Here is a 16700-nt window from a genome sequence, read left to right as displayed (position 1 = left end):
GACATTTTATTGACGCCAATTTTGCTTTCAAAAAAGAGCCCTAGCGACTTTAATCGAAGGATCACGCCGCGCGCACGCGCGCATGGAGCTGTTTATGTCTAATTTCGTCGCCATCATCAAATCTATTGTCGGTCAGGTATTCGCAACCTCCCTGGACGGCCTGAAGCGCCAGGTTTTCGAAGGGGAGCGTCTGTTCCAGGGCGAGCAGCTCATCACCGCACTGGGCAGCTCGGTCACCGTGCAACTGGCCAATGGCGACCAGGTAGATATCGGCGAAAGCAGCCAGTGGCCGGCCGGGCACTCCGAAGCCCCCGAACAGGAACAAGCGGATAATGATCCGACCTCCGAGCTGGAGCAGGCCATTGCGGCAGGCTTCGACCCGACTACCGAACTAGACCCCACCGCTGCCGGCCCAGGCAGCGCCACCGGTGGCGCTGGCGGCGCCCCGGGCGGCGGCCACAGCTTTGTGATGCTGGACGAAACGGCCGAGCGACTGGATCCGACCGTAGGCTTTGAGACCCAAGGTTTGGGGTTCTCATCCGAGAGAACTGATGAAGAAACCGGTACCGACCTAGAGCAGAACGGATTCTCCATTTCCGTGCCGCCCACCGTGACCATCCCGGACACCGACGGCGCCCTGAACACCACCGACAGCACCCTGCCGGAAACCGCCGGCGCCACCGCCGGCAGCTTCACCATCGGCGCCGAGGCCGGCATCGCCTCGCTCACGGTCGGCGGCACCACCCTGACCCTGGCCCAGCTCAATGCCCTGGCCAGCAGCAATGTCACCGTCGACACCGGCGAAGGCAGCCTGGTGCTCACCGGCTACAACGCCGCCAGCGGCGTGGTCAGCTACACCTATGATCCCAACGTACTGAGCCACAGCGCCGGCGCCGCGATCGTCGACAGCATCGCCATCAGCGTCACCGACGCCAACGGCGTGGTCCGCGGCGACAGCCTCGACATCGCCATCACCGACAGCACCCCGACCGCGCTCGACGACGTCAACAGCATCAACGAAGACGCCGCCTCGAGCAGCGTCAGCGGCAACGTGCTGAGCAACGACACGGTCGGCGCCGATGCCAACGCCACCCCGGTCACCGCCGGCGTGTTCGCCAGCGCCAATGGCTACGGCACCCTGACCCTCAACAGCAACGGCAGCTACAGCTACGTCCTGAACAACGCCAATGCCGCGGTCAACGCCCTCAACGACGGCCAATCGCTGAGCGACAGCTTCACCTACACCCTCACCGACGGTGACGGCAGCAGCACCACCGCGACCCTGACCATCACCATCAACGGCCGCACCGATGGCCCGCCCACCGTGACCATCCCGGACACCGACGGCGCCCTGAACACCACCGACAGCACCCTGCCGGAAACCGCCGGCGCCACCGCCGGCAGCTTCACCATCGGCGCCGAGGCCGGCATCGCCTCGCTCACGGTCGGCGGCACCACCCTGACCCTGGCCCAGCTCAATGCCCTGGCCAGCAGCAATGTCACCGTCGACACCGGCGAAGGCAGCCTGGTGCTCACCGGCTACAACGCCGCCAGCGGCGTGGTCAGCTACACCTATGATCCCAGCGTACTGAGCCACAGCGCCGGCGCGCCGATCGTCGACAGCATCGCCATCAGCGTCACCGACGCCAACGGCGTGGTCCGCGGCGACAGCCTCGACATCGCCATCACCGACAGCACCCCGACCGCGCTCGACGACGTCAACAGCATCAACGAAGACGCCGCCTCGAGCAGCGTCAGCGGCAACGTGCTGAGCAACGACACGGTCGGCGCCGATGCCAACGCCAACCCGGTCACCGCCGGCGTGTTCGCCAGCGTCAATGGCTACGGCACCCTGACCCTCAACAGCAACGGCAGCTACAGCTACGTCCTGAACAACGCCAATGCCGCGGTCAACGCCCTCAACGACGGCCAATCGCTGAGCGACAGCTTCACCTACACCCTCACCGACGGTGACGGCAGCAGTACCACCGCGACCCTGACCATCACCATCAACGGCCGCACCGATGGCCCGCCCACCGTGACCATCCCGGACACCGACGGCGCCCTGAACACCACCGACAGCACCCTGCCGGAAACCGCCGGCGCCACCGCCGGCAGCTTCACCATCGGCGCCGAGGCCGGCATCGCCTCGCTCACGGTCGGCGGCACCACCCTGACCCTGGCCCAGCTCAATGCCCTGGCCAGCAGCAATGTCACCGTCGACACCGGCGAAGGCAGCCTGGTGCTCACCGGCTACAACGCCGCCAGCGGCGTGGTCAGCTACACCTATGATCCCAACGTACTGAGCCACAGCGCCGGCGCGCCGATCGTCGACAGCATCGCCATCAGCGTCACCGACGCCAACGGCGTGGTCCGCGGCGACAGCCTCGACATCGCCATCACCGACAGCACCCCGACCGCGCTCGACGACGTCAACAGCATCAACGAAGACGCCGCCTCGAGCAGCGTCAGCGGCAACGTGCTGAGCAACGACACGGTCGGCGCCGATGCCAACGCCACCCCGGTCACCGCCGGCGTGTTCGCCAGCGCCAATGGCTACGGCACCCTGACCCTCAACAGCAACGGCAGCTACAGCTACGTCCTGAACAACGCCAATGCCGCGGTCAATGCCCTCAACGACGGCCAATCGCTGAGCGACAGCTTCACCTACACCCTCACCGACGGTGACGGCAGCAGCACCACCGCGACCCTGACCATCACCATCAACGGCCGCACCGATGGCCCGCCCACCGTGACCATCCCGGACACCGACGGCGCCCTGAACACCACCGACAGCACCCTGCCGGAAACCGCCGGCGCCACCGCCGGCAGCTTCACCATCGGCGCCGAGGCCGGCATCGCCTCGCTCACGGTCGGCGGCACCACCCTGACCCTGGCCCAGCTCAATGCCCTGGCCAGCAGCAATGTCACCGTCGACACCGGCGAAGGCAGCCTGGTGCTCACCGGCTACAACGCCGCCAGCGGCGTGGTCAGCTACACCTATGATCCCAACGTACTGAGCCACAGCGCCGGCGCCGCGATCGTCGACAGCATCGCCATCAGCGTCACCGACGCCAACGGCGTGGTCCGCGGCGACAGCCTCGACATCGCCATCACCGACAGCACCCCGACCGCGCTCGACGACGTCAACAGCATCAACGAAGACGCCGCCTCGAGCAGCGTCAGCGGCAACGTGCTGAGCAACGACACGGTCGGCGCCGATGCCAACGCCAACCCGGTCACCGCCGGCGTGTTCGCCAGCGTCAATGGCTACGGCACCCTGACCCTCAACAGCAACGGCAGCTACAGCTACGTCCTGAACAACGCCAATGCCGCGGTCAATGCCCTCAACGACGGCCAATCGCTGAGCGACAGCTTCACCTACACCCTCACCGACGGTGACGGCAGCAGCACCACCGCGACCCTGACCATCACCATCAACGGCCGCACCGATGGCCCGCCCACCGTGACCATCCCGGACACCGACGGCGCCCTGAACACCACCGACAGCACCCTGCCGGAAACCGCCGGCGCCACCGCCGGCAGCTTCACCATCGGCGCCGAGGCCGGCATCGCCTCGCTCACGGTCGGCGGCACCACCCTGACCCTGGCCCAGCTCAATGCCCTGGCCAGCAGCAATGTCACCGTCGACACCGGCGAAGGCAGCCTGGTGCTCACCGGCTACAACGCCGCCAGCGGCGTGGTCAGCTACACCTATGATCCCAACGTACTGAGCCACAGCGCCGGCGCGCCGATCGTCGACAGCATCGCCATCAGCGTCACCGACGCCAACGGCGTGGTCCGCGGCGACAGCCTCGACATCGCCATCACCGACAGCACCCCGACCGCGCTCGACGACGTCAACAGCATCAACGAAGACGCCGCCTCGAGCAGCGTCAGCGGCAACGTGCTGAGCAACGACACGGTCGGCGCCGATGCCAACGCCAACCCGGTCACCGCCGGCGTGTTCGCCAGCGCCAATGGCTACGGCACCCTGACCCTCAACAGCAACGGCAGCTACAGCTACGTCCTGAACAACGCCAATGCCGCGGTCAATGCCCTCAACGACGGCCAATCGCTGAGCGACAGCTTCACCTACACCCTCACCGACGGTGACGGCAGCAGCACCACCGCGACCCTGACCATCACCATCAACGGCCGCACCGATGGCCCGCCCACCGTGACCATCCCGGACACCGACGGCGCCCTGAACACCACCGACAGCACCCTGCCGGAAACCGCCGGCGCCACCGCCGGCAGCTTCACCATCGGCGCCGAGGCCGGCATCGCCTCGCTCACGGTCGGCGGCACCACCCTGACCCTGGCCCAGCTCAATGCCCTGGCCAGCAGCAATGTCACCGTCGACACCGGCGAAGGCAGCCTGGTGCTCACCGGCTACAACGCCGCCAGCGGCGTGGTCAGCTACACCTATGACCCGCGCGTACTGAGCCACAGCGCCGGCGCGCCGATCGTCGACAGCATCGCCATCAGCGTCACCGACGCCAACGGCGTGAGCCGCGGCGACAACCTCGACATCGCCATCACCGACAGCACCCCGACCGCGCTCGACGACGTCAACAGCATCAACGAAGACGCCGCCTCGAGCAGCGTCAGCGGCAACGTGCTGAGCAACGACACGGTCGGCGCCGATGCCAACGCCACCCCGGTCACCGCCGGCGTGTTCGCCAGCGCCAATGGCTACGGCACCCTGACCCTCAACAGCAACGGCAGCTACAGCTACGTCCTGAACAACGCCAATGCCGCGGTCAATGCCCTCAACGACGGCCAATCGCTGAGCGACAGCTTCACCTACACCCTCACCGACGGTGACGGCAGCAGCACCACCGCGACCCTGACCATCACCATCAACGGCCGCACCGATGGCCCGCCCACCGTGACCATCCCGGACACCGACGGCGCCCTGAACACCACCGACAGCACCCTGCCGGAAACCGCCGGCGCCACCGCCGGCAGCTTCACCATCGGCGCCGAGGCCGGCATCGCCTCGCTCACGGTCGGCGGCACCACCCTGACCCTGGCCCAGCTCAATGCCCTGGCCAGCAGCAATGTCACCGTCGACACCGGCGAAGGCAGCCTGGTGCTCACCGGCTACAACGCCGCCAGCGGCGTGGTCAGCTACACCTATGACCCGCGCGTACTGAGCCACAGCGCCGGCGCGCCGATCGTCGACAGCATCGCCATCAGCGTCACCGACGCCAACGGCGTGAGCCGCGGCGACAACCTCGACATCGCCATCACCGACAGCACCCCGACCGCGCTCGACGACGTCAACAGCATCAACGAAGACGCCGCCTCGAGCAGCGTCAGCGGCAACGTGCTGAGCAACGACACGGTCGGCGCCGATGCCAACGCCACCCCGGTCACCGCCGGCGTGTTCGCCAGCGTCAATGGCTACGGCACCCTGACCCTCAACAGCAACGGCAGCTACAGCTACGTCCTGAACAACGCCAATGCCGCGGTCAATGCCCTCAACGACGGCCAATCGCTGAGCGACAGCTTCACCTACACCCTCACCGACGGTGACGGCAGCAGCACCACCGCGACCCTGACCATCACCATCAACGGCCGCACCGATGGCCCGCCCACCGTGACCATCCCGGACACCGACGGCGCCCTGAACACCACCGACAGCACCCTGCCGGAAACCGCCGGCGCCACCGCCGGCAGCTTCACCATCGGCGCCGAGGCCGGCATCGCCTCGCTCACGGTCGGCGGCACCACCCTGACCCTGGCCCAGCTCAATGCCCTGGCCAGCAGCAATGTCACCGTCGACACCGGCGAAGGCAGCCTGGTGCTCACCGGCTACAACGCCGCCAGCGGCGTGGTCAGCTACACCTATGACCCGCGCGTACTGAGCCACAGCGCCGGCGCGCCGATCGTCGACAGCATCGCCATCAGCGTCACCGACGCCAACGGCGTGAGCCGCGGCGACAACCTCGACATCGCCATCACCGACAGCACCCCGACCGCGCTCGACGACGTCAACAGCATCAACGAAGACGCCGCCTCGAGCAGCGTCAGCGGCAACGTGCTGAGCAACGACACGGTCGGCGCCGATGCCAACGCCACCCCGGTCACCGCCGGCGTGTTCGCCAGCGCCAATGGCTACGGCACCCTGACCCTCAACAGCAACGGCAGCTACAGCTACGTCCTGAACAACGCCAATGCCGCGGTCAACGCCCTCAACGACGGCCAATCGCTGAGCGACAGCTTCACCTACACCCTCACCGACGGTGACGGCAGCAGCACCACCGCGACCCTGACCATCACCATCAACGGCCGCACCGATGGCCCGCCCACCGTGACCATCCCGGACACCGACGGCGCCCTGAACACCACCGACAGCACCCTGCCGGAAACCGCCGGCGCCACCGCCGGCAGCTTCACCATCGGCGCCGAGGCCGGCATCGCCTCGCTCACGGTCGGCGGCACCACCCTGACCCTGGCCCAGCTCAATGCCCTGGCCAGCAGCAATGTCACCGTCGACACCGGCGAAGGCAGCCTGGTGCTCACCGGCTACAACGCCGCCAGCGGCGTGGTCAGCTACACCTATGACCCGCGCGTACTGAGCCACAGCGCCGGCGCGCCGATCGTCGACAGCATCGCCATCAGCGTCACCGACGCCAACGGCGTGAGCCGCGGCGACAACCTCGACATCGCCATCACCGACAGCACCCCGACCGCGCTCGACGACGTCAACAGCATCAACGAAGACGCCGCCTCGAGCAGCGTCAGCGGCAACGTGCTGAGCAACGACACGGTCGGCGCCGATGCCAACGCCACCCCGGTCACCGCCGGCGTGTTCGCCAGCGTCAATGGCTACGGCACCCTGACCCTCAACAGCAACGGCAGCTACAGCTACGTCCTGAACAACGCCAATGCCGCGGTCAATGCCCTCAACGACGGCCAATCGCTGAGCGACAGCTTCACCTACACCCTCACCGACGGTGACGGCAGCAGCACCACCGCGACCCTGACCATCACCATCAACGGCCGCACCGATGGCCCGCCCACCGTGACCATCCCGGACACCGACGGCGCCCTGAACACCACCGACAGCACCCTGCCGGAAACCGCCGGCGCCACCGCCGGCAGCTTCACCATCGGCGCCGAGGCCGGCATCGCCTCGCTCACGGTCGGCGGCACCACCCTGACCCTGGCCCAGCTCAATGCCCTGGCCAGCAGCAATGTCACCGTCGACACCGGCGAAGGCAGCCTGGTGCTCACCGGCTACAACGCCGCCAGCGGCGTGGTCAGCTACACCTATGACCCGCGCGTACTGAGCCACAGCGCCGGCGCCGCGATCGTCGACAGCATCGCCATCAGCGTCACCGACGCCAACGGCGTGAGCCGCGACGACAACCTCGACATCGCCATCACCGACAGCACCCCGACCGCGCTCGACGACGTCAACAGCATCAACGAAGACGCCGCCTCGAGCAGCGTCAGCGGCAACGTGCTGAGCAACGACACGGTCGGCGCCGATGCCAACGCCACCCCGGTCACCGCCGGCGTGTTCGCCAGCGTCAATGGCTACGGCACCCTGACCCTCAACAGCAACGGCAGCTACAGCTACGTCCTGAACAACGCCAATGCCGCGGTCAACGCCCTCAACGACGGCCAATCGCTGAGCGACAGCTTCACCTACACCCTCACCGACGGTGACGGCAGCAGCACCACCGCGACCCTGACCATCACCATCAACGGCCGCACCGATGGCCCGCCCACCGTGACCATCCCGGACACCGACGGCGCCCTGAACACCACCGACAGCACCCTGCCGGAAACCGCCGGCGCCACCGCCGGCAGCTTCACCATCGGCGCCGAGGCCGGCATCGCCTCGCTCACGGTCGGCGGCACCACCCTGACCCTGGCCCAGCTCAATGCCCTGGCCAGCAGCAATGTCACCGTCGACACCGGCGAAGGCAGCCTGGTGCTCACCGGCTACAACGCCGCCAGCGGCGTGGTCAGCTACACCTATGATCCCAGCGTACTGAGCCACAGCGCCGGCGCGCCGATCGTCGACAGCATCGCCATCAGCGTCACCGACGCCAACGGCGTGGTCCGCGGCGACAGCCTCGACATCGCCATCACCGACAGCACCCCGACCGCGCTCGACGACGTCAACAGCATCAACGAAGACGCCGCCTCGAGCAGCGTCAGCGGCAACGTGCTGAGCAACGACACGGTCGGCGCCGATGCCAACGCCAACCCGGTCACCGCCGGCGTGTTCGCCAGCGTCAATGGCTACGGCACCCTGACCCTCAACAGCAACGGCAGCTACAGCTACGTCCTGAACAACGCCAATGCCGCGGTCAATGCCCTCAACGACGGCCAATCGCTGAGCGACAGCTTCACCTACACCCTCACCGACGGTGACGGCAGCAGCACCACCGCGACCCTGACCATCACCATCAACGGCCGCACCGATGGCCCGCCCACCGTGACCATCCCGGACACCGACGGCGCCCTGAACACCACCGACAGCACCCTGCCGGAAACCGCCGGCGCCACCGCCGGCAGCTTCACCATCGGCGCCGAGGCCGGCATCGCCTCGCTCACGGTCGGCGGCACCACCCTGACCCTGGCCCAGCTCAATGCCCTGGCCAGCAGCAATGTCACCGTCGACACCGGCGAAGGCAGCCTGGTGCTCACCGGCTACAACGCCGCCAGCGGCGTGGTCAGCTACACCTATGATCCCAGCGTACTGAGCCACAGCGCCGGCGCGCCGATCGTCGACAGCATCGCCATCAGCGTCACCGACGCCAACGGCGTGGTCCGCGGCGACAGCCTCGACATCGCCATCACCGACAGCACCCCGACCGCGCTCGACGACGTCAACAGCATCAACGAAGACGCCGCCTCGAGCAGCGTCAGCGGCAACGTGCTGAGCAACGACACGGTCGGCGCCGATGCCAACGCCAACCCGGTCACCGCCGGCGTGTTCGCCAGCGTCAATGGCTACGGCACCCTGACCCTCAACAGCAACGGCAGCTACAGCTACGTCCTGAACAACGCCAATGCCGCGGTCAATGCCCTCAACGACGGCCAATCGCTGAGCGACAGCTTCACCTACACCCTCACCGACGGTGACGGCAGCAGCACCACCGCGACCCTGACCATCACCATCAACGGCCGCACCGATGGCCCGCCCACCGTGACCATCCCGGACACCGACGGCGCCCTGAACACCACCGACAGCACCCTGCCGGAAACCGCCGGCGCCACCGCCGGCAGCTTCACCATCGGCGCCGAGGCCGGCATCGCCTCGCTCACGGTCGGCGGCACCACCCTGACCCTGGCCCAGCTCAATGCCCTGGCCAGCAGCAATGTCACCGTCGACACCGGCGAAGGCAGCCTGGTGCTCACCGGCTACAACGCCGCCAGCGGCGTGGTCAGCTACACCTATGATCCCAACGTACTGAGCCACAGCGCCGGCGCCGCGATCGTCGACAGCATCGCCATCAGCGTCACCGACGCCAACGGCGTGGTCCGCGGCGACAGCCTCGACATCGCCATCACCGACAGCACCCCGACCGCGCTCGACGACGTCAACAGCATCAACGAAGACGCCGCCTCGAGCAGCGTCAGCGGCAACGTGCTGAGCAACGACACGGTCGGCGCCGATGCCAACGCCACCCCGGTCACCGCCGGCGTGTTCGCCAGCGCCAATGGCTACGGCACCCTGACCCTCAACAGCAACGGCAGCTACAGCTACGTCCTGAACAACGCCAATGCCGCGGTCAACGCCCTCAACGACGGCCAATCGCTGAGCGACAGCTTCACCTACACCCTCACCGACGGTGACGGCAGCAGCACCACCGCGACCCTGACCATCACCATCAACGGCCGCACCGATGGCCCGCCCACCGTGACCATCCCGGACACCGACGGCGCCCTGAACACCACCGACAGCACCCTGCCGGAAACCGCCGGCGCCACCGCCGGCAGCTTCACCATCGGCGCCGAGGCCGGCATCGCCTCGCTCACGGTCGGCGGCACCACCCTGACCCTGGCCCAGCTCAATGCCCTGGCCAGCAGCAATGTCACCGTCGACACCGGCGAAGGCAGCCTGGTGCTCACCGGCTACAACGCCGCCAGCGGCGTGGTCAGCTACACCTATGATCCCAGCGTACTGAGCCACAGCGCCGGCGCGCCGATCGTCGACAGCATCGCCATCAGCGTCACCGACGCCAACGGCGTGGTCCGCGGCGACAGCCTCGACATCGCCATCACCGACAGCACCCCGACCGCGCTCGACGACGTCAACAGCATCAACGAAGACGCCGCCTCGAGCAGCGTCAGCGGCAACGTGCTGAGCAACGACACGGTCGGCGCCGATGCCAACGCCAACCCGGTCACCGCCGGCGTGTTCGCCAGCGTCAATGGCTACGGCACCCTGACCCTCAACAGCAACGGCAGCTACAGCTACGTCCTGAACAACGCCAATGCCGCGGTCAACGCCCTCAACGACGGCCAATCGCTGAGCGACAGCTTCACCTACACCCTCACCGACGGTGACGGCAGCAGTACCACCGCGACCCTGACCATCACCATCAACGGCCGCACCGATGGCCCGCCCACCGTGACCATCCCGGACACCGACGGCGCCCTGAACACCACCGACAGCACCCTGCCGGAAACCGCCGGCGCCACCGCCGGCAGCTTCACCATCGGCGCCGAGGCCGGCATCGCCTCGCTCACGGTCGGCGGCACCACCCTGACCCTGGCCCAGCTCAATGCCCTGGCCAGCAGCAATGTCACCGTCGACACCGGCGAAGGCAGCCTGGTGCTCACCGGCTACAACGCCGCCAGCGGCGTGGTCAGCTACACCTATGATCCCAACGTACTGAGCCACAGCGCCGGCGCGCCGATCGTCGACAGCATCGCCATCAGCGTCACCGACGCCAACGGCGTGGTCCGCGGCGACAGCCTCGACATCGCCATCACCGACAGCACCCCGACCGCGCTCGACGACGTCAACAGCATCAACGAAGACGCCGCCTCGAGCAGCGTCAGCGGCAACGTGCTGAGCAACGACACGGTCGGCGCCGATGCCAACGCCACCCCGGTCACCGCCGGCGTGTTCGCCAGCGCCAATGGCTACGGCACCCTGACCCTCAACAGCAACGGCAGCTACAGCTACGTCCTGAACAACGCCAATGCCGCGGTCAATGCCCTCAACGACGGCCAATCGCTGAGCGACAGCTTCACCTACACCCTCACCGACGGTGACGGCAGCAGCACCACCGCGACCCTGACCATCACCATCAACGGCCGCACCGATGGCCCGCCCACCGTGACCATCCCGGACACCGACGGCGCCCTGAACACCACCGACAGCACCCTGCCGGAAACCGCCGGCGCCACCGCCGGCAGCTTCACCATCGGCGCCGAGGCCGGCATCGCCTCGCTCACGGTCGGCGGCACCACCCTGACCCTGGCCCAGCTCAATGCCCTGGCCAGCAGCAATGTCACCGTCGACACCGGCGAAGGCAGCCTGGTGCTCACCGGCTACAACGCCGCCAGCGGCGTGGTCAGCTACACCTATGACCCGCGCGTACTGAGCCACAGCGCCGGCGCGCCGATCGTCGACAGCATCGCCATCAGCGTCACCGACGCCAACGGCGTGAGCCGCGGCGACAACCTCGACATCGCCATCACCGACAGCACCCCGACCGCGCTCGACGACGTCAACAGCATCAACGAAGACGCCGCCTCGAGCAGCGTCAGCGGCAACGTGCTGAGCAACGACACGGTCGGCGCCGATGCCAACGCCACCCCGGTCACCGCCGGCGTGTTCGCCAGCGTCAATGGCTACGGCACCCTGACCCTCAACAGCAACGGCAGCTACAGCTACGTCCTGAACAACGCCAATGCCGCGGTCAATGCCCTCAACGACGGCCAATCGCTGAGCGACAGCTTCACCTACACCCTCACCGACGGTGACGGCAGCAGCACCACCGCGACCCTGACCATCACCATCAACGGCCGCACCGATGGCCCGCCCACCGTGACCATCCCGGACACCGACGGCGCCCTGAACACCACCGACAGCACCCTGCCGGAAACCGCCGGCGCCACCGCCGGCAGCTTCACCATCGGCGCCGAGGCCGGCATCGCCTCGCTCACGGTCGGCGGCACCACCCTGACCCTGGCCCAGCTCAATGCCCTGGCCAGCAGCAATGTCACCGTCGACACCGGCGAAGGCAGCCTGGTGCTCACCGGCTACAACGCCGCCAGCGGCGTGGTCAGCTACACCTATGACCCGCGCGTACTGAGCCACAGCGCCGGCGCCGCGATCGTCGACAGCATCGCCATCAGCGTCACCGACGCCAACGGCGTGAGCCGCGACGACAACCTCGACATCGCCATCACCGACAGCACCCCGACCGCGCTCGACGACGTCAACAGCATCAACGAAGACGCCGCCTCGAGCAGCGTCAGCGGCAACGTGCTGAGCAACGACACGGTCGGCGCCGATGCCAACGCCAACCCGGTCACCGCCGGCGTGTTCGCCAGCGCCAATGGCTACGGCACCCTGACCCTCAACAGCAACGGCAGCTACAGCTACGTCCTGAACAACGCCAATGCCGCGGTCAATGCCCTCAACGACGGCCAATCGCTGAGCGACAGCTTCACCTACACCCTCACCGACGGTGACGGCAGCAGCACCACCGCGACCCTGACCATCACCATCAACGGCCGCACCGATGGCCCGCCCACCGTGACCATCCCGGACACCGACGGCGCCCTGAACACCACCGACAGCACCCTGCCGGAAACCGCCGGCGCCACCGCCGGCAGCTTCACCATCGGCGCCGAGGCCGGCATCGCCTCGCTCACGGTCGGCGGCACCACCCTGACCCTGGCCCAGCTCAATGCCCTGGCCAGCAGCACTGTCACCGTCGACACCGGCGAAGGCAGCCTGGTGCTCACCGGCTACAACGCCGCCAGCGGCGTGGTCAGCTACACCTATGACCCGCGCGTACTGAGCCACAGCGCCGGCGCCGCGATCGTCGACAGCATCGCCATCAGCGTCACCGACGCCAACGGCGTGAGCCGCGGCGACAACCTCGACATCGCCATCACCGACAGCACCCCGACCGCGCTCGACGACGTCAACAGCATCAACGAAGACGCCGCCTCGAGCAGCGTCAGCGGCAACGTGCTGAGCAACGACACGGTCGGCGCCGATGCCAACGCCACCCCGGTCACCGCCGGCGTGTTCGCCAGCGTCAATGGCTACGGCACCCTGACCCTCAACAGCAACGGCAGCTACAGCTACGTCCTGAACAACGCCAATGCCGCGGTCAATGCCCTCAACGACGGCCAATCGCTGAGCGACAGCTTCACCTACACCCTCACCGACGGTGACGGCAGCAGCACCACCGCGACCCTGACCATCACCATCAACGGCCGCACCGATGCGCCGGCCAACATCATCATCCAAAACACTGCTGGCGACGACGACGATGCACGGTTCAACACTGACAGCCTCAGTGGCAACGACATCGTACATACCGGCTCAATCACCGGCATAAGCTCAGACTTCGTGCTATCGCTGGAAGCGACGACCACAACCCTTCAGTCGAACGGGCAGCCGATTTCCTACTCATGGGACCAAGGCAGCCGCACGCTGACGGCGAGCACGCCGAACGGCACCTCAGTCTTCACCGTGACCCTCAATGCGGCGAACGACGGCTATGCCTTCAAGCAATTCCTGGCCATCGACCACGCAGCTATCCCCGGTGAAGCGCACAGCCTCGACATTCCCCTGTCGCTGATCGTCAAAAACAGCGCCGGCAACCAGCTCACCACTTCCAATTTCAAGATCACGGTGGCAGACGACGCACCGCTGGTAACGGGCGACAAGACCATCACTACGGCCAACGATGGCGCCCACAGCGAATCGGGTTTCCTGACCCAAGCGACGCTGTCCAATGACATCACCAGTGTCAAGTGGAACACCGCGGGCCTTCCTGGGCTCGTGTTCGACGGCAAGCAAGTCAGCTATGTCGACCATGGCAATGGCACGCTCACCGGACAACTGGCCGACGGCACCTTGATTTTCCGTGCCACCATCGACCCCGCGACGGTCAATGCTAACAACAGCCCGCAATACAGCTTCGAGCTGCTCAACAGTGTTGGCCGCCTGGGCACTCTTGGTGCAGAAAGCAGCTACACGGTAATCAGCGGCGGCAACATCAACCAGCTTGAGCTTGGCTTCGGCGACTACCTGATCAACCGCATGACGGCGGTAACCGGCAGCGGAGCCACATCGACGGTCAACACCAACAACAACTGGATTGGTGTCGGCGGGAACTGGTTCAACGCGGGCGAGAAGCTGTCCATGGGCTTTAGCGACCCGAGCGGAACCAACGGTCAGGTACGCGGCCTGAACATGCTGGTGGAGGGACAGGGCAACAGCGCCTATACCGTGAACTGGACGGTTACCGCCGCAGTGGACGCTCTCGGTAATACCGTAACCTATTCGGGCAGCGTGTCCGGTGCGGGTAACGCAGATCTGCCGTTCAACATACCGCTGCAAAACGGCGCCATATACTTCACCAACCTGGAGATCAGCGCCCCTGCAGGCAGCGGCGACTTCCGCATCGGTTTCTCCGGCATCACGGCCAACAACTACTTCGCCGATATACCGCTGGATCTGAGATACACCCTGACCGACGCCGATGGCGATACAGCCAACGGCCTAATAGATGTAAATCTGATTGCCAATCGTGTGCCGCACGCGGTCGACGATGCCATACATACCAAGGAAGACACCTCCATCAGCGGCAACCTGGCCAGCAACGACAAGCCATCGCTGGACGGCGGCAACGTCTGGAGCCTAGAGACACAAGCCAGCCACGGCACGGCAGTGGTCAATACCAATGGCACGTTCACCTACACCCCCGCGGCCGACTACAACGGCCCCGACGCTTTCACCTATACGATCACGGATGCCAATGGCGACCGATCAACCGCGACCGTCACGGTGAATGTGGCTCCGGTCAGTGATGCCAGTAGCCCGACCCTGAGCATCGCGACCATCGGTCAGTGGACCTTCAATGAAGCCAGCGGCGCTACTACGACCATCAATCAATACACCAACCAGACGGGGCGCTTGGCTGATGACAACAGTACTGGCGGCAGTGCCTTGCCCAGTTTCGCCAGTGCCCCGCGCAATGCAACTGCAGGAAACAACCTGAACTTTCAGGATGTTGGCGACCGAGTAAACATCGACACCTCAGTCACTCAACCGTTGATGGGAACCGCCACCCTCACGTTCTGGATCAAGACCACACAAGTCGGTGGCGTCAACGGAGCAGGCAACTCTTGGGACCTGCCCAGCGTTATCGGCAGCGAACAGGTTGGTGGCGGCAACGATATTCAATGGGGCGCCATCAACAACCAGGGCAAGATCGGTTTCGGCCTCGGAAACGTCCCGGGCGTCTACAGCACCAGCGCAATAAACAACGGCAATTGGCACCATGTCGCCATTACTCGAAACGCGGTCACAAAGCTGGTTGAGGTCTATGTAAATGGCCAGCGCGAAGCGACTGGCTCTCCTAATGACCCGGCGTTCACCGCGACCATAAACAAATTGGTATCGATTGGTGTAAACAACAATTTCAGCAATAACGGTGCTGCGTCCGACCTGGCAGACACGCGCTACCTCAATGGGCAGCTCGATGATCTACGGATCTATGCTGGCGTGCTCACCCAGGCGCAGATCACGGCCATTCGCAATGTCGAAAGCGGTTTCCATGACACCGCTTTGGCAAATGACGGTGGCAATCTGAAGTTCAGCCTAACGCCTGGCAACTACACCAACCTCACTATCTCCGGTCTTGAGGCCGGCATGACCATTACCGATGGCAGCCGTACGGTCAGCGCCTCCGGCAATGATCACGTCATTGAGCTAACTGGCTGGAGTCTATCGTCGCTCAGTATCGGCAATGCCGGCAACGCTTCGGCCACCCTGACAATAACGGCGACCAACACCGCCGGCAATGGCGACACCGCCAGCACCACCAGCTACCTGACCATCGCCAATGGCCAGTCCCTGCTGACCAATGGCACAAATGCTGCCGACAATCTCGCCGGCAGCAGTGGCGCCGACCTCATTCGCGGCGGTGAAGGCAACGACATCCTCAACGGGGGAGCCGGTAATGATCGCCTCGAAGGCGGCAACGGCAACGACACCTTGCTCGGAGGGGCAGGCAACGACGTGCTCTTCGGTGACGCTGGCAACGATATTCTTATCGGAGGTGCCGGCAATGACACCCTCTGGGGTGGCAGCGGTGCAGACACCTTCACCTGGAAGCAGGGCGATACCGGTCGTGATGTAATCAAGGACTTTAACATCAGCGAGGGCGACCGCATCGATCTGCGCGACCTTCTGCAGAACGAAGAGAATGCACCGGACATCACCCAGTACATGCGCATCAACACCGCCACCTCGACCCTGGAAGTCAGTACTTCCGGAAACCTCAGCAGTACGGGTGCCGATGTAACAATCAAACTGGAGAACGGCGGCAATCCGGTCGATCTTTTCAACTACGGCTCGAACTCCTCACAAATCATCAACTCACTAATAGCCGGGTCCGATCCGATCATCAAAATCGATCACAGTTAAGTAAGCAAAACCCCCGCTACCGTCCGGTGGCGGGGTT

General features: G+C 65.9%; 1 protein-coding gene. It reads left to right on the top strand.

All coding sequences use genetic code 11. The annotated features are described in order from the left end of the window. The first annotated feature begins 94 nt into the window (after positions 1 to 94). Entirely contained in the window at positions 95 to 16663 is a 16569-nt protein-coding gene (locus SBP02_RS05735) for a retention module-containing protein (protein ID WP_318645433.1), read from the top strand. Positions 16664 to 16700 lie beyond the last annotated feature (37 nt).

Source organism: Pseudomonas benzenivorans (assembly GCF_033547155.1).
Taxonomy (GTDB): Bacteria; Pseudomonadota; Gammaproteobacteria; order Pseudomonadales; family Pseudomonadaceae; genus Aquipseudomonas; species Aquipseudomonas benzenivorans_B.
This window is presented reverse-complemented; position numbering and strand designations above follow the sequence as displayed.